Genomic DNA, 18,801 nt, shown 5'->3' with positions numbered 1-18,801 from the left:
CTGTTCGGTGATTGCCGGACTTGAGCACCGTCGGGAATATTTAGCCATCACCGGCCGGTTGTGATTGAGGACATGGCATTATGCGGAGCGAGTTCGCTTGTGGCTGCTGCAGCTGGCATGCGCGCCACCGCGAAGCGCCGCGGCGGAAGAGGGGACGCAGGAGGTCACCGGCGCTGCGGCCTGTTCGCGCATGGATTGCGCGGGTGTTACGCCGCAGCCCTTGGCCGCGCTGCCGCCGCTTTCCCGCCCGAATTATCCCGTTCGTAACGTCTTTGATCTTTTCTGCCGTCATCGCGTTCGAGGTTCGTCGTCCATGCTGAAAACCCATGCCCTTTTGCTGCTCGCCGCCACTTCGGTGCTGGCGGGGTGCGACATCACGGGGGCCGACGGCGGTGCCGGCCTCGGTGCGGGCACGCTGACCCGCGCCTATAGCAGCACCAAATCGGCCGTCGGCCTGGCCAGCGAGGCCGAGGCGGCCTCCGCCGTCACCAATGCCGCGTTCGGCGGGCTGATCGGCGCCAAGCTCGGCGCATCGCTCAACGACGAAGACCGCCGGCTGGCCTATGAGGCGCAGATTCTGGCGCTCGACCGCGGCGCACCGGGCGCGCCAGTGCCGTGGCGCAATCCGGCGTCGGGGCGCTATGGCAACATCGTCGCCGGTCCTGCCTACGAGCAGAAGGGCGCGCAATGCCGCGGCTTCTCCCACACCATCACCGTCAAGGGTGACATCCAGTCCGCCCGCGGCACGGCCTGCCGCAGCGTCGACGGCGCCTGGGGAGCGGTGGGCTAGATCTGGCGATGTTCGCCCCCGGAACGACCGACTCTGCTGCCATTCTCCGCCGGTGACGTGCTGGCGCGAACGCTCCCCTCAGGTCTCCGGTGAGTTTAAATGCGGAGAGCGAAAAACGGCGGTTGACACCCCACCCCGGATCACACCACATGTAGGGGTCACGGTCCGCCATGTCGCAAGGCATGGTGGCTAAGAGGGAAGCCGGTGTGCTGCAACGTGTGCAGCGATTCCGGCGCTGCCCCCGCAACTGTAAGCAGTGAGTCGCATCCGATTGAAGTCACTGGCGCTTGGGCGCTGGGAAGACCGGGCGCGACGACGACCTGTGAGCCAGGAGACCTGCCGCGACACCAGAACGTCCATGGGCGGGGTGTCCCAGCGGTCGCTTGCAGGTTTGCCGGCGTTTTGCACCGACATTCCGACCGGCGTCCTTCGATCCCCGTCAAACGCACACGCGCATCACACGGGGTCTATGTCGATGTCACCATTTCCCAGCCATGCGGAATCCGATTCCGCACCGATCATCCGTCTGCTTGCCGATCAGCCGCCGGCACACGAGCCTTCGTTGCAGGTCATCCGCCGCAACGGCAAGGTCTCGCCGTTCGACGCCGGCAAGATCACCGTCGCCATGACCAAGGCCTTTCTCGCGGTCGAGGGCCACACCGCCGCCGCATCCCGCCGGGTCCACGAGGCGGTCGAAGGTCTGACGAACGAGGTCGTCTCCGCACTCACCCGCCGACTCGGTGAGGGCCGCACCTTCCACATCGAGGATGTGCAGGACCAAGTCGAACTGGCCTTGATGCGCAGCGAGCACCACAAGGTCGCCCGCGCCTATGTGCTGTACCGTGAGGAGCGCGCCCGCAGTCGCGCCGAGGCGCTGGCGGCGAAGCCCGTCGCCTTGTCCGCAATACCTGTGCTGCATGTCACCCGTGCCGACGGCAGCCGCGTCCCGCTCGATGCCGGGCGGCTCTCGGTCATCGTGCACGAGGCCTGCGCCGGCCTCGACGGCGTCACCGCCGAACCCGTGCTGGAGGAGACCCGCCGCAATCTCTATGACGGCATCACCCTCGACGAACTGGCGCTGGCCGGCATCATGGCGGCGCGCACGCTGGTCGAGCAGGAGCCGAACTACACTTTCGTCAGCGCGCGGTTGCTGCTCGACAAATTGCGCAGCGAGGTGCTGTCCTTCGTTCACGGCGCGGCCACCACCGCGACCCAGGCGGACATGACCGCCCGCTATGCCGAATATTTCCCGGCCTATATCCGCAAGGGTATCGACGCAGACCTGCTTGATCCCGAACTGGCCCGTTTCGATCTCGCCCGCATCTCCGCCGCCTTGCTGCCGGAGCGCGATCTGCAGTTTCAGTTCCTGGGTTTGCAGACGCTGTACGATCGCTACTTCCTGCACGAGAATAACAACCGCATCGAGCTGCCGCAGGCGTTCTTCATGCGCGTTGCGATGGGGCTGGCGCTCCGCGAAATCGACCGCGAAGCCAAGGCGATCGAATTCTACCGCCTGCTGTCGTCGTTCGACTTCATGGCCTCGACCCCGACGTTGTTCAACGCCGGCACGCAGCGGCCGCAGCTGTCGTCGTGCTTCCTGACGACGGTGGCCGACGACCTCGACGGCATCTTCAAGTCGGTGAAGGACAATGCGCTGCTCGCCAAATATTCCGGCGGTCTCGGCAATGACTGGACCCGCGTCCGCGGCATGGGCGCGCGCATCAAGGGCACCAATGGCGAGAGCCAGGGCGTGGTGCCGTTCCTCAAGGTCGCCAACGACACGGCGATTGCGGTCAACCAGGGCGGCAAGCGCAAGGGCGCGGTGTGCGCCTATCTGGAAACCTGGCATCTCGACATCGAGGAATTCCTCGACCTCAGAAAGAACACCGGCGACGACCGCCGCCGCACGCATGACATGAACACCGCCAACTGGGTGCCCGACCTGTTCATGCAGCGCGTCGAGGCCGACGGCGACTGGACGCTGTTTTCCCCGAACGAAACGCCGGACCTGCACGACCTCTATGGCATACCGTTCGCCGAGCGCTACGCGTTTTACGAGGCCAAGGCCGCGCGCGGCGAAATACGTTCGTTCAAGCATGTCCGGGCCGCCGACCTGTGGCGCCGCATGCTGACCATGGTGTTCGAGACCGGCCATCCCTGGATCACCTTCAAGGACGCCTGCAATTTGCGTTCGCCGCAGCAGCATGCCGGCGTGATTCACTCGTCGAACCTGTGCACCGAGATCACGCTGAACACCTCCGATGACGAGGTCGCGGTCTGCAATCTCGGCTCGGTCAATCTGCTCAACCACATCGTCGACGGCAGGCTCGACGACGCCCGGCTGCAGCGCACGATCAACACCGCGATGCGGATGCTCGACAATGTCATCGACATCAATTTCTACACCATCCCGGAGGCGCGCCGCTCGAACCTCAAGCATCGTCCCGTCGGCCTCGGCCTGATGGGCTTTCAGGACGCGCTGCATGCGTTGCGCATCCCGATCGCATCGGAAGAGGCGGTGACGTTTGCCGATGTCAGCATGGAAGCAATCTCGTTCCATGCCATCGCGGCCTCCGCCGATCTGGCGGCGGAGCGCGGCCGTTACCCGTCGTTCGACGGATCGTTGTGGAGCCGCGGCATCCTGCCGATCGATTCCATCGATCTGCTGGAAGCCGCCCGCGGCGGACCGAACATGGATCGCTCGGCCACCCGCGACTGGGCCGCATTGCGCGACCGCGTCAAATCGAGCGGCATGCGCAACTCCAACGTGATGGCGATCGCGCCGACCGCGACGATTTCCAACATCTGCGGCGTCGCCCAGTCGATCGAGCCCGCCTACCAGAACCTCTATGTCAAATCCAACATGTCCGGCGATTTCACGGTGGTGAACGACTTCCTCGTTCGCGACCTGAAGAGCCGCGGGTTGTGGGATGAGGTGATGGTCTCCGACCTGAAATATTTCGATGGCAGCCTCGGCGCCATTGATCGCGTGCCGGACGACCTCAAGGCGCTGTATGCGACCGCCTTCGAGATCGACAGCGCCTGGCTGATCAAATCCGCCGCGCGGCGACAGAAGTGGATCGACCAGTCGCAGTCGCTCAACCTCTACATCGCCAATCCCTCCGGCAAGAAGCTCGACCAGCTCTACCGGCTGGCGTGGTCGAGCGGTCTGAAGACGACATATTACCTGCGCTCGCGCTCGGCGACGCATGTCGAGAAGTCCACGATCAAGGGCACCGACGGCAAGCTCAACGCTGTTGCTTCGACGCCGGTCATTACGCATGCGCCGATCGTGGTCCCCGCCGCCGTCGTGGCGCCGGATTTCACCGGCGTGCAGGCCTGTTCTATCGACAACCCCGAATGCGAAGCCTGCCAGTAGCCTTCCGTCATTGCGAGGAGCGAAGCGACGCGGCAATCCAGTCTTGCTGATCCCAAGCACTGGATTGCTTCGCTTCGCTCGCAATGACGTGGATGGGCCGTGGCCCGTCCGCTAGTCCCACTGCTTATATCAGGAACACCCCATGCTCGACTGGTCCGACACCGCAACCGCTGTAAAGGCGCCCCTTCCTATCCCGACATCGCAAGACTCGGCCCATCCGACCGGGCTCGACGCCATCGACCGCTCCGGCGGACGCGTCTCGATCGACGAAAAGCGCATGATCAACTGCCGCGCTGACGTCAATCAGTTGCTGCCGATGAAATACAAATGGGCATGGGAGAAATACCTCGCCGGCTGCAACAACCACTGGATGCCGACCGAGGTCTCGATGCAGGCCGATATCGCGCTGTGGAAATCCAAGGACGGACTCACCGAGGACGAGCGTCGTGCCATCAAGCGCAACCTCGGTTTCTTCGCCGCGTCCGAGAGTCTGGTCGCCAACAACATCGTGCTGGCGATTTATCGCCACCTGACCAACCCGGAATGCCGGCAGTATCTGCTGCGGCAATCGTTCGAGGAGGCCGTGCACACCCATACCTTCCAGTACATCGTGGAAAGCCTCGGCCTCGACGAGGGCGAACTGTTCAACATGTACCGCGAGGTGCCTTCGATCACCGAAAAGGCGGCATGGGCGCTGAAGCATACCCAGCACCTCGACGATCCCGACTTCAAGACCGGGACCCTTGAGGCCGACCAGGCCTTTTTGCGCGACCTTGTCGCGTTCTACGTGATCTTCGAGGGCATGTGGTTCTACACCGGATTTGCGCAGATCCTGTCGCTCGGTCGCCGCAACAAGATGGTGGGGATCGCCGAGCAGTACCAATATATCTTGCGCGATGAATCCATCCACCTGAACTTCGGCATCGACGTCATCAACCAGATCAAGATCGAGAATCCTCACCTCTGGACCAGCGCGTTTCAGGAGGAGGTCCGCGACATGATCCGCACGGCGGCGGAGCTGGAGGCATCTTACGGGCGGGACACCATGCCGCGCGGCTTCCTCGGGCTGAACGCGGCGCTGTGTGAGACCTACATGCACTTCATCGCCAACCGCCGCTGCGCCCAGATCGGCTTGGCCTCCGTGTTCGACGAAACCGATAACCCGTTCCCGTGGATGTCGGAGGCGATGGACCTGAAGAAGGAGAAAAACTTTTTCGAGACCCGCGTGATCGAATACCAGAACGGCGGGGCGCTGACATGGGAATGACGGAAAGCGTTCAAAAAACCCGCTTGAGGCTGGCAATTGAGGAGCGCGCAGGCCTGTGCGGTCCGCCCGGCGTCGACCGTTAACGCAAAATTCATGTAACCGCTTCTTAACGCTGCCGCTGCTATGAAGCCCGGTGGATGCTTTCGGCCCGTCACCTGCTGAAAGCGCGGACCATGGTTGTATGAGCAAGACGTCGATCGATCGCCTGCGGGACTATCTTGCGCAACTGCCGCCGCAGTCGCAGGCGCTGCTGATGCGCGAGTATGAGCGGGCGATTGCGCGCGGCGAGGATGTGGCGGTCGCCAACTTTGTGCTCGATCAGCTGCGCGGTGTGGTGCGTGGTTCGCCGGACGCGGTGCGGCCGAGGGCCGAGGATGCCACGCGGCTGGTTTTCCGCTCGGTCGAACCGTTCCTGGTCGAGGGCGTCGGTTCCGTCCGGCCCGGGCAGATCCGGCGGGCTTCGCTGCTGCCGATCTGGCAATGGCTGGAGCGCGATGCCCCGGATGCCGTTGCCGCGTTTGAGAACGCGATCACGGTCAGCCCGGAGCCCGGCGCTGCTGAAATCGAACGCGCGGTGCGCAAATTCCAGCAGGCGGCGGCCGATCTGATCATCAAGACAACCGCGCCTGGCCCGAACGGCCGCAACATCGCGCGGATCGGACCGCCGCATGCGGTCGAGGACCTGCCGGCGCTCGGCGCCGTGCTGAAAGTGCGCGAACCGCTCGACGCCCTCGCCGCCAAGCTGCCGAGCGTGCTGCGGGCATTCGGGGATTCCCAGATCGCCTCGGTCAACAGCTCGCTGAATATTCCGGCGCTGGTGACGCCGCAGGTATTGCCGTTCGCGCTGTCGCTGGTGATGCAGCGGCTCGCTGCACCCTGGCAGATCATCCGCCTTGCGGTGAAGATTGCGGCCTCCGACGACGAGATCCGCGTTGCCGCGACCCCCTACGGCGTCGCGGTGACGATGGCGCTGGCCGACCTCACGCAGGTCGCGCACCACCTGCGCAGCGACATCAAGCGCGGCAAGTTCGACAGCGCGCCGGAGCATCTCAAGGCCGCCCATGACGGCGTGCGCGGGCTGCGCACCGAACTCGATATGCGCAACGATTCGGTCTGGGGCCGGCATATGGCGGCGATCCGGGTCGAGATTTCCAGCACGCTGCAGTCCGAGATCGAGAGCGTGCCTGGACGGGTGCGCCGGCTGCTGCGCCAGCGCGCCGACAAGGACATTTCGCCGACCTCGCATATCGATCCCGTCGATGTCGACGAGACCGCGGCGCTGATCGATTTCGCCGCGGTGTGCCGCACCTATGCCAGCGAGCTGGCGATCAACGAGGTGACGCTGCGCACCTATTCCGACCTGCAGCAATATGTCGAGAAATCCACGGAGTCGCTGGTGCAGTCGCTGCGCACCGGCGACGCCCGCGTCCGCGCCTACCGCCAGATGCAGGTCGGCGCCGCGATCCGCTTCTGCGAGGTGCTGTTCGGCACCGAATACGCCGCCCTCATGAGCCGGGCCGCGGAAAACGCCAGCGTCGTCGTGGAACGCAAGCCGTCCCGGGCGGGCTGACTTCGGCCTTGATTCATATCAAGTTTTCGGCCGGCCAGTGTCGTAATTGTCAATTGCGCGGCCGGTTTAGAAATGGTGTAACCCGGCCAGCGATGACCGCCTGTTGGCGGTGACACCGGGACCGGAACCTGTCGATGACGTTGTGGTTTGTGTTCGCGCTGATGACCGCCGCGGCGGTCTTCGCCGTGCTGTGGCCGCTGGGCCGTCCACGCCCCGGCGCTGGCGGGACAGAGGCGGCGGTCTACAAGGATCAGCTCGCCGAAATCGGCCGGGATGCCGAGGCCGGGCTGATCGGTCCGACCGAGGCCGATGCGGCCCGGGTCGAGATCAGCCGCCGGCTGCTCGCCGCCGATGACGCCGAACGCGGTATCCTTGCCCCCAGCCGCCCGATCTATCGCCGTGCCGTGGCGCTGGTCGCGCTGATCGGTCTGCCGGTGCTGGCGGTGGCGTTCTATCTGCCGCTCGGCTCGCCGCGACTGCCGGACTTTCCGCTTGCCGAGCGCAGCCGGGCGCCAAGCGCCGCCGAGCCGCTCGATAATCTCGTTGCGCAGGTGCAGGCGCATCTGGAGAAAAACCCGACCGACGGCCGCGGCTGGAACGTGCTGGCGCCGGTGCTGGCCAAGCTCGGCCGCTTCGATGAAGCCGTGACAGCGTTCCGCAACGCCATCGCCTATGGCGGCGACAGCGCCGCGCGCCGCGCCGATCTCGGCGAGGCGATCGCGGCGGGCGCCAATGGCGTGATCACTGCGGATGCCAAGACCGAATTCGAACGCGCGGTGGCGCTGGACGGCAACGAGGCCAAGGCGCGCTATTTCCTCGGCCTGGCTGCCGAGCAGGATGGCCGCGCAGCGGAAGCCGCCGCGATCTGGGGCGCGATGTTGGCCAAGGCGCCGCCCGACGCGCCGTGGCGTCCGGTGGTGCAGGCGGCACTCGCGCGGGTCGGCGGGCCCGTGTCGCCCGGGCTGTCGCCCGCATTGCCGGCATTGTCCGGCGATACGCTGGCCTCCGCGCAGGGCATGAGCGCGCAGGACCGCAATGCGATGGTGCAGGGCATGGTCGATCGTCTCGCCACCCGGCTCAGGCAGGACGGCAATGACGTCGAGGGATGGTTGCGGCTGGTGCGCGCCTATATGGTGCTGGGGGATCGCGACAAGGCCAAGGCTGCGCTGGTCGAGGCGCGGCAGGCGGTCAGCGCCGACGCCGGCCGGCTGCAGCAGTTGAACGATGGCCTGAAGAATTTCGGGCTCGATGGATAAGCATGATGCCGAAAAGTGCGTCGCGGTTTTCGGATCACATCATGCTCCAGAATAAAGGTTCATCATGACGCGTAGACAGCGGCGATTGACGATGATCGGAGGCGCGCTGGCGGTGCTGGCGATCGCGGCCGGGCTGGTGCTGAACGCGCTGCGCGATTCCATTGTGTTCTTCTCGACGCCGACGATGGCGATGGAGAAGCAGCCGCCGGTCGGCAAGCGGTTTCGCCTCGGCGGCATGGTCGAAACGGGCTCGCTGGTGCGCGGCGACAATCTCGCGGTCTCCTTCAAGGTGTCCGACGGCGGCGCGACGCTGCCGGTGACCTACAAGGGCATCCTGCCGGACCTGTTCCGCGAGGGGCAGGGCGTGGTCGCCGAGGGCGCGCTGGACGCGAGCGGCACGTTCAAGGCCGACACGGTGCTGGCCAAGCACGACGAGAACTACATGCCGAAGGAAGTCGCCGACGCGCTGAAGAAGCAGGGCAGGTGGCAGGAAGGCTCCGACGGCAAGCCGGTCGCGACCAATGCGCCGGCGATGGCGCCCGCCCAACCGAGGTTGACGCAATGATCGCCGAGGCCGGACATTACGCTTTGGTGCTGGCGCTGGCGCTGGCGCTGATCCAGTCGACGGTGCCGGTTTTAGGCACGCGGCTGCGCGATCCCGCGCTGATGAACGTCGCGCGCTCGACCGCGCTGGCGCAGCTGTTGTTCGTCGGCCTGTCTTTCGTCGCGCTGGTGACGCTGCACGTGCAGTCCGATTTCTCGGTCGTCAACGTGTTCGAGAATTCGCATTCGATGAAGCCGCTGCTTTACAAGATCACCGGCGTGTGGGGAAATCACGAAGGCTCGATGCTGCTGTGGGTGGCGATCCTGGCGCTGTTCGGCGGCCTCGTCGCGGCATTCGGCAACAATTTGCCGCTGTGGCTGCGCGCCAATGTTCTGGCAGTGCAGGGCTGGATTGCCGCGGCGTTCTATCTGTTCATCCTGGTCACCTCGAATCCGTTTTTGCGGATCGCCAATCCGCCGATCGAGGGACGTGACCTCAATCCGGTGCTGCAGGACATCGGCCTCGCGGTGCATCCGCCGATGCTCTATCTCGGTTATGTCGGCTTCTCGATCTCGTTCTCCTTCGCCGTCGCCGCCTTGATGGAAGGCCGCATCGATGCCGCCTGGGCGCGCTGGGTGCGGCCGTGGACGCTGGTGGCGTGGATCTTCCTCACGCTAGGCATCGCGATGGGCTCGTACTGGGCCTATTACGAACTCGGCTGGGGCGGCTGGTGGTTCTGGGACCCGGTCGAGAACGCTTCCCTGATGCCGTGGCTCGCCGGCACCGCGCTGCTGCACTCCGCCGTGGTGATGGAGAAGCGCAACGCGCTGAAGGTCTGGACCATTCTTCTGGCGATCCTGACCTTCTCGCTGTCGCTGCTCGGCACCTTCCTGGTGCGCTCCGGCGTGCTCACCTCGGTGCATGCCTTCGCCACCGATCCGACGCGCGGCGTGTTCATCCTGATGATCCTGTGCTTTTTCATCGGCGGCAGCCTGACGCTGTACATGTGGCGGGCCTCCGCGCTGAAGCAGGGCGGGCTGTTCGCGCCGATCTCGCGCGAGGGCGCGCTGGTGCTGAACAACCTGTTCCTCACCACCGCCTGCGCCACGGTGTTCGTCGGCACGCTGTATCCGCTGGCGCTGGAAGTCATCACCGGCGACAAGATCTCGGTCGGCGCGCCGTTCTTCAATCTTACCTTCGGGCCTCTGTTCGTGCCGCTGCTGCTGGCGCTGCCGTTCGGGCCGCTGCTGGCGTGGAAGCGTGGCGACATCCGGGGCGTGGCGCAGCGGCTGATGGCGGCGGGCATCGCCGCCTTGCTGGCGATCGCCATGGTATGGGCGTGGACCTCGGGCGGTGCGTCGCTTGCGCCGCTGGCGATCGGCCTTGCGGTGTTCGTGATTGCGGGCGCCGTCGTCGATATCGCCGAGCGTACCAGCCTGTTTCGTTCGCCGTTGTCGACGTCGATGCGTCGCGCCCGTGGGTTGCCGCGCTCGACTTGGGGCACGGCGTTCGCGCATGCTGGCGTCGGCGTGGCGCTGATCGGCATCGTCTGCGAAAGCACCTGGAACAGCGAATATATCGGCACGCTGAAGCCGAACGATACAGCCAGGCTCGCCGGCTATGAACTGCGGCTCGAGGACATCTCGCAGCGGCAAGGGCCGAATTTCCACGAGATGCTGGCGCGCTTCACGATCAGCCAGGACGGTGACACGGTCGGTGTGCTGACGCCGTCGAAGCGCAACTTCACCACGCGCGGCTCCTCGACCACCGAGGCCGCATTGCTGTCGCGAGGCTTCAGCCAGCTCTATATTTCGCTCGGCGAGACCACAGCCGATGGTGGCATCGCGGTGCGGATGTATCACAAGCCGATGGTGCTGCTGATCTGGTTCGGCCCGGTGCTGATGGCGCTGGGCGGGCTGCTGTCGCTGTCGGACCGCCGGTTGCGCGTCGGCGCGCCGAAGCCGGCGAAGGCATCGCGCGCGCTGCAGCCGGCGGAGTGATGGCGTGAAGCGGATTTTCGCAAGCGTTCTCGCTGTCGCGCTGCTCACCGGCGCACCGATGGTTCATGCCGTGCAGCCCGACGAAGTGATGGCCAACCCGGCGCAGGAAGTCCGCGCGCGCGAACTGTCGCGCGAATTGCGCTGCATGGTGTGCCAGAACCAGTCGATCGACGATTCCGATGCGCCGCTGGCGCGCGATCTGCGCCTGCTGGTGCGTGAGCGCATCAGTGCTGGCGATAGTGACAATCAGGTGACGAATTTTCTGGTTGCGCGTTACGGCGAGTTCGTGTTGTTGAAGCCGCGCTTCGAAAGCCGCACCTGGCTGCTATGGTTGCTGACGCCGCTGCTGCTGATCGGCGGCGGCTTTGCGTTGTGGCGACATCAACGGCGACGCGGCAACGATATCGCCGCCGATGCTGCGATGCTGCGCCTTACGCCGGATGAAGAGGCGAGGATCGCGCGCCTGATCGACGGCGAGCCCGCTGTCGACAAGTAAGCCAGGACAACTATCAGTACGATTGATCGTGTTGCGGATGGCGCCCGTCTGATGATGCAGCGGTATTTCACTGAGCAGTATCAATTCTGATTAGGCCGTGTACCCATAAACCTGCAGACGCCTTTCCAGAGTCCGCTATGCCCCGATAGCCGACGTATTGTTGCTTAGCAGCGAAACGACGCTAAGTGTCAATTCCAGACCTGAGCGCCTCTTCCGTACAGCAGCCAAAAGATGTAGCCTGAGCGGAGAGCAGCCAGCGGGACGTGCCGAAGTCCTGCGAATTAGCGGTGGCGTCGGTGTCCACGGCGGGCTTCGCAGTCACTTCATTTCAACCTATCCATTTTCATCAGATCGGAACGGGCTTTTCCCAATTCACTGCCAACCAACGGGAGGACATCGACATGCACTTCTGTTTAACGGGACAATACTCGCCGCAAGCTCTCAACAATATCATGGATAGTCCCACAACCAGTCGCTACGAAGCGGCCAAACATTTGATTGAAACTGCCGGCGGCAAATTGATCTCGATGTATAGCACCGCTGCCGATGGCCCCGGCGTGATGGTGATCTTCGATGTGCCTGACCCCGGTGCAGCGCCGGCGATTTCTGGCGTTGTGGTAGCATCCGGTACCCTCCACAATGCTGAGCTCAAGCGTCTGTGGACACAGGACGAAATCATGCAAGTTCGTCAAACGGCAAGTAAGCTTCGTAGTGCGTATAAGCCGCCTGGTAAGTGAATGCGTTGGTGGCTGCCGATCGGGCACCCCACCAACCTTTTCCCAGCGGGCCCGCCTCACGCAACGCTTCGTCCGGTTGAGCCGGCACCCGATAACCGGGCATGTCCGAACTCGGTCGGCGTGTCTCAAAGATGCCATGAGCAGAAATCGCGACCCTTTCAAAGGCTCGAAAATTGGAATAGCTTTGGCGCTGCCGGCAGGTGCGCCATGAGACTTCCTCGCTATCGGCTTCTGCATCTGGCCGCCGGCGCTGCCGTGTATCACGCACCGCACACGCGCAAGCCTATCCCAACAGTCCGGTGCGCTGGCTGATCGGTTTCGCCGCCGGCGTCTCGGTAGACATCGTGGCGCGCATCATGAGCCGGTGGTTGTCGGACCATTTCGGCCGGCAGTTTTATCGTGGAGAACCGCATCGACTCCGGCGGCATTATCGCAGTGCATCCTCGCATGGAGGTAACTCTCATGAAGTTTCGCGCGACGCTCCTTATTGCAGCAGGGATTTCAAGCCTCATCTCGATAGCCGCCCCAGCCAGAGCCGCTGCGGCCGAGTCCAAAAGCCAGATCACTATCCTCTACGATGCGTTCGGAACCGATCCGTCGATGACGAAGGACTGGGGCTTCTCCGCCCTCGTGGAGATCGCCGGAAAACGAATCTTGTTTGACACCGGGAATGACGCCGACATCTTTGCAGCCAATGTGACGGCGAAAGGAGTTGACCTAAAAACGCTTGATTTCGTTGTCCTGTCACACCGGCATTCGGACCACATGGCAGGCTTGAATTATGTTTTGAGTGTCAATCCGACCGTAAAGATCTACGCGCCCAAAGAAGGATTCGGCATCTACGGTTCGTCGCTGCCGTCGAGCTTCTACCGAAAAGAAGAATCGTTGTCGCCCGAGATGCGATACTATGGCGGTGTGCCACCACAAATCATGAAGTTTGGCGCGGCGTGGCATGGGGCCAACTTCGAATTGATCGACAAGACCACCGAAATCGCCCCAGGCCTGACCCTGATAGCGTTGGTGTCCGATGCTCCCGGCACGAAGGAACTCAAGGAGCTATCTCTTGCTGTCAACACCTCCGAGGGGATGGTGCTGGTGGTAGGTTGCTCACATCCAGGAATTGAAAGAGTTGTCGAGGCCGCGGCGGCTATCAATCCCAAAATTCATCTGATCTCCGGCGGCTTCCATCTTGTCGTCGCGTCTGATGATGTTATCGCAAAGGCGGTGGCGGCTCTGAAAGATACGTTCAAGGTCGAAAGCGTTGCGCCGGGCCACTGCACGGGCGAGCCAATGTTCGCAGCTTTGATCAAAGCTTTCGGTGACCGATATCTTTATGCAGGTCTCGGCACTACTCTTCCGCTTGGACCGAAAATGGGCTCCGACATGCGACGTGGCGAGGGACCTGCGCTGCAGCAAGATGACCTTACTATCTATCGCAGGCTCGCGCGACGGGAAGATCCGTTTGGTATCCTGCAGGCGCGAAGCTTACGAACAAAAGCTTCGCAGTTGTGAAGAAGAAGTTCCAGCAGACGCTGGCGGACCTAATGTCCGCTTTGGGGCAATCGCGTCATATCGCGGTGGGCCAGCCACTTCCGGTCTGCTCCGGTGATCGGATATTGTTGGGGGCGGTCGGCATTTCTCAAACGTGCCACAGACGGACTTACCCAGGAAAGCTGCCTATACACATCAGTAACCCAATGCGGAGACCAACGTCCGGCAAGTCATGAAGATCAGGATTAAAGAACCTGCAGTCCAGAGGGTAGCGCGCGTGTCATGGGTTCGCGCGGTGAAATAGGCCGCAAAGTGCAAAAGCCACGATACTACACGCCCGACGAAGAGGCGAGGATAGCACGCCTGATCAACGGCGAGCTTGCTGTCTACAAGTAAGCCAGAACAACTATTAGTACGATTGATCGTGTTGCGGATAGCGCCGGTCCGATGATGCGGCGGAATTTCACGGAGCAGTATCAGTTCTGATTGGGCCGTGAACCTGTTGGCGTGGGTCGAAGGCTATTTCCGCTTTGTCCCGTTAGCGATCAACTGGAGTGGTGGAAAACTATGTCGCGAAGGTGAGCCGACCATTGTAGCGCAGCCGCCGGCGCTTCCAGCTCAGCCCGGAGGCAAATTCCCACGCAGGACGTCCCTGAAAACGCCGTACTGCACTTGAAACGCTCGGGGGCTGTAGTCCTGGTAGTAACCCGCGGTCACCACGACAACGAGATCGAGCTCGGGGACGATGCGAATCGACTGTCCGCCGCGGCCAAGCGCGCCAGCCCAGTGGATCTCACGCCCCTTCAGCGGAGAACTGCTGAGCCACCACAGGTATCCATACAACATATCGTCCGTGCCCTTAATCTTCGCAGCCGTCGAGGTCTCGATCCACGCCTTCGGGACGATCTGGCGTTCGTTCCAGCGACCGCCTGCGAGAACGAGCTGGCCGATTTTCGCCATGTCGCGCGGTCGCAGACGTAACCCACCCCCGGCGTCGGTATCGCCTCTGACCCTCGTCCACTCGGCGCTGGTTATGCCCATGGGATCGAACAACGTCGCGCGCGCAAATTCGTCGAGCGGACGTCCCGTCGCCTTACGGATGATGGCCGACACCAGCGTGAGCGCGCCAGTATTATAAAAGAATTCCTGTCCGGCCGCGGCCGTCACCGAACGACTGAGGACGTACCGGCACGGGTCCCAAGCCATGTGCATGCGCGCCTCGTCGTTTTTGTAGTCTCCCGTGGTCGGAGTCGCCTCCACCCACTCCAGACCCATCGACATACTGAGGGCGTGCGACAGCCGGATGCGGTCCTTTTCGGGGGAACGCAAGTCGGACAATTCGGGGAAGAAGCTCAGGATCGGTTCGTTGATACTGCGTATCAGCCCGCGATCGATCGCGATCCCGACTGCGAGTGACGCGACGCTCTTCGAAACCGACTTCATGTCATGCAGCGTATCGGCATCAAAGGTCACGTTTTCCGCCCGGCGGCCGTAAAGGCGGCCGGGTATCTCGTCGGCCCCCCTGAAGTACCGCTCGAACACCAGCTTGCCGCCACGGGCGACCAGCACGGCATGGATGTTGGCATCGCTCGCGGCGAGCCGGTCGGCCATCCCGCACAGCGCAGCGCGATCGACAAGCACATCCTCGTTCATGGCGGCGACGGCCCAGCCGTCGTCGCGCGCGGCCGGAACACCGCAGCCGTCAAGCGGGTCCGCGTACGCCAGCAAAGGGGCGAGCGGTGCCAGCGCAGCTTCACCGAGAAGTGAAAGAAACTGGCGCCGTCTCATTCGGTTCTCTCGTTCAGACCTTTGCGGACGCCCAGACATATCAGATGATCATGCCAAGGGCGATTGCTGAGGTGCAAACACTTGCTCGACCGAAGTCAGCAATGGAGTTACTTTCGATGGATTCAGTGAGGAGAGGCGGCCGGTTGATGTCCGCTTCTGCCCCGTGAGCGCCGAACGGGGCCGGTGCTTTGCGTTTGGCCCGGCGCTTGTGATTCAAACTCCCAAACGGGGGGGCTCGAATCGTGCGCTATGAACTCGCCGATTTGGAATAGCTACCATAAAGCCTATGCTGCCCAACAAGCCGCGGATGAGCATATGACGCGGGTGAAGCATCAGAAAACTCTGCTGCGCGTGTGTTTTTGTTGGCACGAACCGCATAGTTATCCTGGTGACGGCCTCGCAGATTGCCTCAGCGTCGGCAGCCTGGTTCAATAACACAAAGCGCTCGGCTGAGCCCTGCGCATCTCGAAAAGGCGCGCGGTGCCCGCCGCGCGCCTTTTCGAATTGACCGACAACGGAAACGTGCCGGTCCGGGCCGAAGATGGCTGAGTTACCCACAGACCTGGATCGGCCGGATACGCCAGCCGTATCTGGTATGCACGCGCCGCTGCACCCCGTAACAACCACCATTATCGTAGTAGGAATCGTCACCTGCGTAGTACGGATAATAGTAGTCGTCGTAGTAGCCGGGCCCAAAGAAACCTCCGGCGAAGAATATTCGTCCGTGATGGAAGCCGTGATGGAAGCCGCCGCGTTGGAAACCATTGGCTGCAAAGCGGCCGCCTTGGAATCCTGCGGCACCGACCGCAGCGGAGCGCGCGAAGCTGCCGTTAAAGCCGCCGGCATGGAATGCGCTTGCTTCAACCCCTCCAGCGCGGAATCCACCGCCGCCGAAACCTCCACCCCGGCCGCCGCCGAAGCCACCTCCAAATCCGCCGCCATGGCCGCCGCCGCCTCCGCCGCCGTGACCACCTCCACCTCCGCCTCCGCCACCACCGCGCGCCAAGGCTACATCTGGCGCCAGCATGCTGAGTGAAGCAACTGCGAACAAGACGATCATCGATTTGCGCACCATGTCCGTCCCTCCTGCGTAATAACAATACCCCGTAAGTTACGACTCTTTCGATGCGATCCCGTTCCAGGATCAACGGCGTTTCTTGAAGGATACCGAGGTATTATGCTCACTTCCACGCGACTGGGTCGTGATCGTTGCGCGCGTCACCGTAGTGGTCGCCAGTCCGCTCCGGGGGCAGTATGCGACCTGGTAAAATTTCCGCGTCACTTCCGGTCCACCCCGGTGAGCAGACCATGTTCGATCCGGTCTGCACTTCTCAAAGGTGCCGGGAGCCGACATCGGCAGCTTGTTCGATCACGCCCGGCGGCGTGCCCCAACGGGCGTTGTCGGCAGTGGGCCGAGCGTCTTTGCGGTCTTGAGTATGACCGCAGGCTTACCTCGCCGTCCTATCTGGGCTCAACGACAATGCGCCCCTTCATATTAGGATGGAATCTACAATAGTAATCGACGGCACCTGCATTTTTCAAAACCAGGGTCGCGGACTTGTTCGCTGCGATTGGCACATCCCAGCCGTCCCGTACCGTCGCGGTATGCGCGAGGACGTCCTTGTTGACCCATTCGATCGTATCGCCAACTTTCGCGTTGATTTCAGCAGGCGAAAAAACGAGTTTCTCGATGACCACCTGGATGGTTTCGGCTTGCGCCGGGACAAGACCCGCCATCCAAGTGATGACGATCAAAGTAAAGCGTTTCCGTCCCGGCCGCATAGCTATTTCCCTTACTTGAGCATCGAGGCAACATGCTCAGCGTGCTGCTGATGGCCCTGGAATATTTTGAGGCCTGTCTGTAGTAAGATCTTGAGATCTGGGTTTGTGGCCGACGGGATCAAAGTACTTTCAAGCGCGCCGTTTACCGTCTTGTGGTATGCGACCTCGTTGGCGACATAGGCCTTGTCGTAGGCCGCGCCGCTGAGTTTCGCGAGTTCAACCTGTTTTTCGGAGGCCGCCTTGGACAATGACTTGCTGGTGTCGTTGTCCTCAGGCGTGACGTTGAGCTTCTTCACGAGATCGAGCGCCTGCTTGTTCACAGCCTCATGGTCGCGAACCATGTCGTTGGCGAATGCAACGACATCCTTGCTCTTGGATTTTGAGATCGCCTGCTTCGCGGCCGTAATATCGAGCACGCCTGCGGTGTAGGCGATATGAGCGATCTGAGGGTCGGTAGGCTTGGACCCAGCTTGCGCGAAGGCCGCGCCGCTTAACAGACAGACTGCGGCAATCGTCGCGCTGAAACGGATGAGCATGACATACTCCTGTAGCCGGACGCCAAGCGGCGGCTGATGAGGTTGATGTGATAACGTCCGTTGGATGGGCCGCGAGCCGAAAGGTTCCCGGAATTCAGCGGGGCAAGCCGAGGCGGTCAAGCACCGCGACGGTCGTCCGCTCGCAGCGCTGACCGGCAAATGGGAAAGCATCCATCAGGACCGGACCGATCTGGTTGTCGAGTTGCTCGCGGAGAAGCCTTCTCGCACGGTGCAATCTGGTCTTGACGGTTTCAGGTCGAATACCGAGGATTTCTGCGGTATCTTCAACGCTCATTCCCTCGATCACGCGAGTGATGAAAACAATTCGATAGACTTCGGGCAAATTGTCAGTTGCCTGTTCGACAAGCTGCAAGATCTGGCGTTGGGCCATGGTACGTTCCGGGTCGTCGGATTTAGACGTCAGAGGAAATTGAATGATCTCGGCCGGTGTCATTCGGGCTTCGAATGTCGCGATATCCACCGTCGAACGCTGAGTCCGTAGCCGTCCCAAGGCTTCGTTAATGGTGATGCGGGCAAGCCAGGTGGGAAGGCTGGAGTCGCCGCGGAAACTGTCCAGGTGAGTAAAAGCGTGCATATAGGCTTCCTGGACAACATCCTCAGCTTCGCTGTCGTTGCGAAGAATGCTCCGCGCAATGCGATAAAGCCGCCGGTTGTACTTCTGCATGATGGTCCGAAAGGCGTTCCCGTCTCGGGCGAGCGCGCGCTGCACCAGCTCGATATCGTTCGACGCGCCAAAGGGGCCGCCCGTGTGCTGGTGTCCATGTACCTGTCTCATCCGCGACCTCCTGCTGCCCATCCAGATGGTTTTGAAGAGAAAAGGTTCCCGCCAAAACAGAACTCGGACGTCCGGATCAAAACCACACCACCGACTTGATCACGACCGCGGAATGTCTGGATAGGTCATTCGCTACAGGGGCGACCCAGCAAGTCCGGCCATGTCCGCGGTGCCGCTGAAAGCGGAAGTAAATTCATAGTATTAGCGGCTGTGCGGCCAGCTATTGCGGCTTGATGGTATCGCTGCATTCAGGCTATCACCGGCGAGACGCGCGCCGCGATCGACGGCATGTCCGCCAACATCGCGGAAATCGGGGCCAATCTGTCCAGCATCGAGATCGATACCTCGCAGCAGCGCACCGCCACCCAG

General features: G+C 62.5%; 15 protein-coding genes, 2 pseudogenes and 1 riboswitch. Of the genes and pseudogenes, 12 read left to right on the top strand and 5 right to left on the bottom strand.

What is annotated here, in order from left to right; translation table 11 throughout:
- Positions 1 to 313: 313 nt before the first annotated feature.
- From JWQ24_RS21015 to JWQ24_RS20965, 11 genes and pseudogenes are all read left to right on the top strand, one after another.
- Positions 314 to 790 (top strand): RT0821/Lpp0805 family surface protein, encoded by a 477-nt coding sequence (locus JWQ24_RS21015; RefSeq protein ID WP_299812203.1) that lies wholly within the window; start codon positions 314 to 316, stop codon positions 788 to 790.
- Between the two features lie 144 nt (positions 791 to 934).
- Positions 935 to 1,149, top strand: a riboswitch (cobalamin riboswitch).
- A gap of 116 nt (positions 1,150 to 1,265) precedes the next feature.
- On the top strand, positions 1,266 to 4,169 hold the full coding sequence (locus JWQ24_RS21010; RefSeq protein ID WP_299812202.1) for a ribonucleoside-diphosphate reductase subunit alpha: 2,904 nt from the start codon (positions 1,266 to 1,268) through the stop codon (positions 4,167 to 4,169).
- A gap of 142 nt (positions 4,170 to 4,311) precedes the next feature.
- Entirely contained in the window at positions 4,312 to 5,436 is a 1,125-nt protein-coding gene (locus JWQ24_RS21005) for a ribonucleotide-diphosphate reductase subunit beta (protein ID WP_299812201.1), read from the top strand.
- A 181-nt stretch (positions 5,437 to 5,617) separates the two neighbouring features.
- Complete coding sequence (locus JWQ24_RS21000) at positions 5,618 to 7,006, top strand: hypothetical protein (RefSeq protein ID WP_299812200.1); 1,389 nt, start codon at positions 5,618 to 5,620, stop codon at positions 7,004 to 7,006.
- Positions 7,007 to 7,140: 134 nt separating this feature from the next.
- Entirely contained in the window at positions 7,141 to 8,262 is a 1,122-nt protein-coding gene (gene ccmI / locus JWQ24_RS20995) for a c-type cytochrome biogenesis protein CcmI (RefSeq protein ID WP_299812199.1), read from the top strand.
- Positions 8,263 to 8,326: 64 nt separating this feature from the next.
- Entirely contained in the window at positions 8,327 to 8,827 is a 501-nt protein-coding gene (gene ccmE, locus JWQ24_RS20990; protein ID WP_299812198.1) for a cytochrome c maturation protein CcmE, read from the top strand.
- Positions 8,824 to 10,806 carry a heme lyase CcmF/NrfE family subunit gene (locus tag JWQ24_RS20985; RefSeq protein ID WP_299812197.1) on the top strand — a complete coding sequence of 661 codons (1,983 nt, stop codon included), beginning with the start codon at positions 8,824 to 8,826 and terminating at the stop codon, positions 10,804 to 10,806. Before ccmE ends, JWQ24_RS20985 begins: the two co-directional genes overlap by 4 nt.
- A 4-nt stretch (positions 10,807 to 10,810) precedes the next feature.
- The gene (locus JWQ24_RS20980; RefSeq protein ID WP_299812196.1) at positions 10,811 to 11,302 is read left to right on the top strand and encodes a cytochrome c-type biogenesis protein; all 492 of its coding nucleotides are present in this window, start codon (positions 10,811 to 10,813) and stop codon (positions 11,300 to 11,302) included.
- A 263-nt stretch (positions 11,303 to 11,565) separates the two neighbouring features.
- Positions 11,566 to 12,039, top strand: a complete 474-nt coding sequence (locus JWQ24_RS20975; RefSeq protein WP_299812195.1) for a GYD domain-containing protein — start codon at positions 11,566 to 11,568, stop codon at positions 12,037 to 12,039.
- A gap of 200 nt (positions 12,040 to 12,239) precedes the next feature.
- A pseudogene (locus JWQ24_RS20970) lies at positions 12,240 to 12,474 on the top strand (hypothetical protein); the annotation flags it as partial.
- 12 nt (positions 12,475 to 12,486) lie between these two features.
- Positions 12,487 to 13,551, top strand: coding sequence for an MBL fold metallo-hydrolase (locus JWQ24_RS20965; protein ID WP_299812262.1), 1,065 nt, complete (start codon positions 12,487 to 12,489; stop codon positions 13,549 to 13,551).
- A gap of 597 nt (positions 13,552 to 14,148) precedes the next feature.
- On the opposite strand, the gene JWQ24_RS20960 is transcribed toward JWQ24_RS20965, so the two are convergent.
- Together JWQ24_RS20960 and JWQ24_RS20955 are read right to left on the bottom strand one after the other, a co-directional pair.
- A complete protein-coding gene (locus tag JWQ24_RS20960) occupies positions 14,149 to 15,318 on the bottom strand; it encodes a serine hydrolase (RefSeq protein WP_299812194.1) in 1,170 nt (389 codons plus the stop codon).
- A gap of 324 nt (positions 15,319 to 15,642) precedes the next feature.
- A pseudogene (locus tag JWQ24_RS20955) lies at positions 15,643 to 15,747 on the bottom strand (IS110 family transposase); the annotation flags it as partial.
- 298 nt (positions 15,748 to 16,045) lie between these two features.
- Here JWQ24_RS20955 and JWQ24_RS20950 point away from each other — a divergent pair.
- The gene (locus JWQ24_RS20950) at positions 16,046 to 16,354 is read left to right on the top strand and encodes a hypothetical protein (RefSeq protein WP_299812192.1); all 309 of its coding nucleotides are present in this window, start codon (positions 16,046 to 16,048) and stop codon (positions 16,352 to 16,354) included.
- Positions 16,355 to 16,779: 425 nt separating this feature from the next.
- Here JWQ24_RS20950 and JWQ24_RS20945 read toward each other — a convergent pair whose 3' ends face one another.
- From JWQ24_RS20945 to JWQ24_RS20935, 3 genes are all read right to left on the bottom strand, one after another.
- The gene (locus JWQ24_RS20945) at positions 16,780 to 17,100 is read right to left on the bottom strand and encodes a cupredoxin family copper-binding protein (protein ID WP_299812190.1); all 321 of its coding nucleotides are present in this window, start codon (positions 17,098 to 17,100) and stop codon (positions 16,780 to 16,782) included.
- 11 nt (positions 17,101 to 17,111) lie between these two features.
- The gene (locus JWQ24_RS20940; protein WP_299812188.1) at positions 17,112 to 17,636 is read right to left on the bottom strand and encodes a DUF4142 domain-containing protein; all 525 of its coding nucleotides are present in this window, start codon (positions 17,634 to 17,636) and stop codon (positions 17,112 to 17,114) included.
- A 94-nt stretch (positions 17,637 to 17,730) separates the two neighbouring features.
- Positions 17,731 to 18,432 carry an RNA polymerase sigma factor gene (locus tag JWQ24_RS20935; protein WP_299812186.1) on the bottom strand — a complete coding sequence of 234 codons (702 nt, stop codon included), beginning with the start codon at positions 18,430 to 18,432 and terminating at the stop codon, positions 17,731 to 17,733.
- Between the last annotated feature and the right edge of the window lie 369 nt (positions 18,433 to 18,801).

The organism is Tardiphaga sp., assembly GCF_028290495.1.
Taxonomy (GTDB): Bacteria; Pseudomonadota; Alphaproteobacteria; order Rhizobiales; family Xanthobacteraceae; genus Tardiphaga.
Note: the sequence above shows the minus strand (reverse complement) of the source record. Positions and strands in the feature narration are given on the sequence as shown.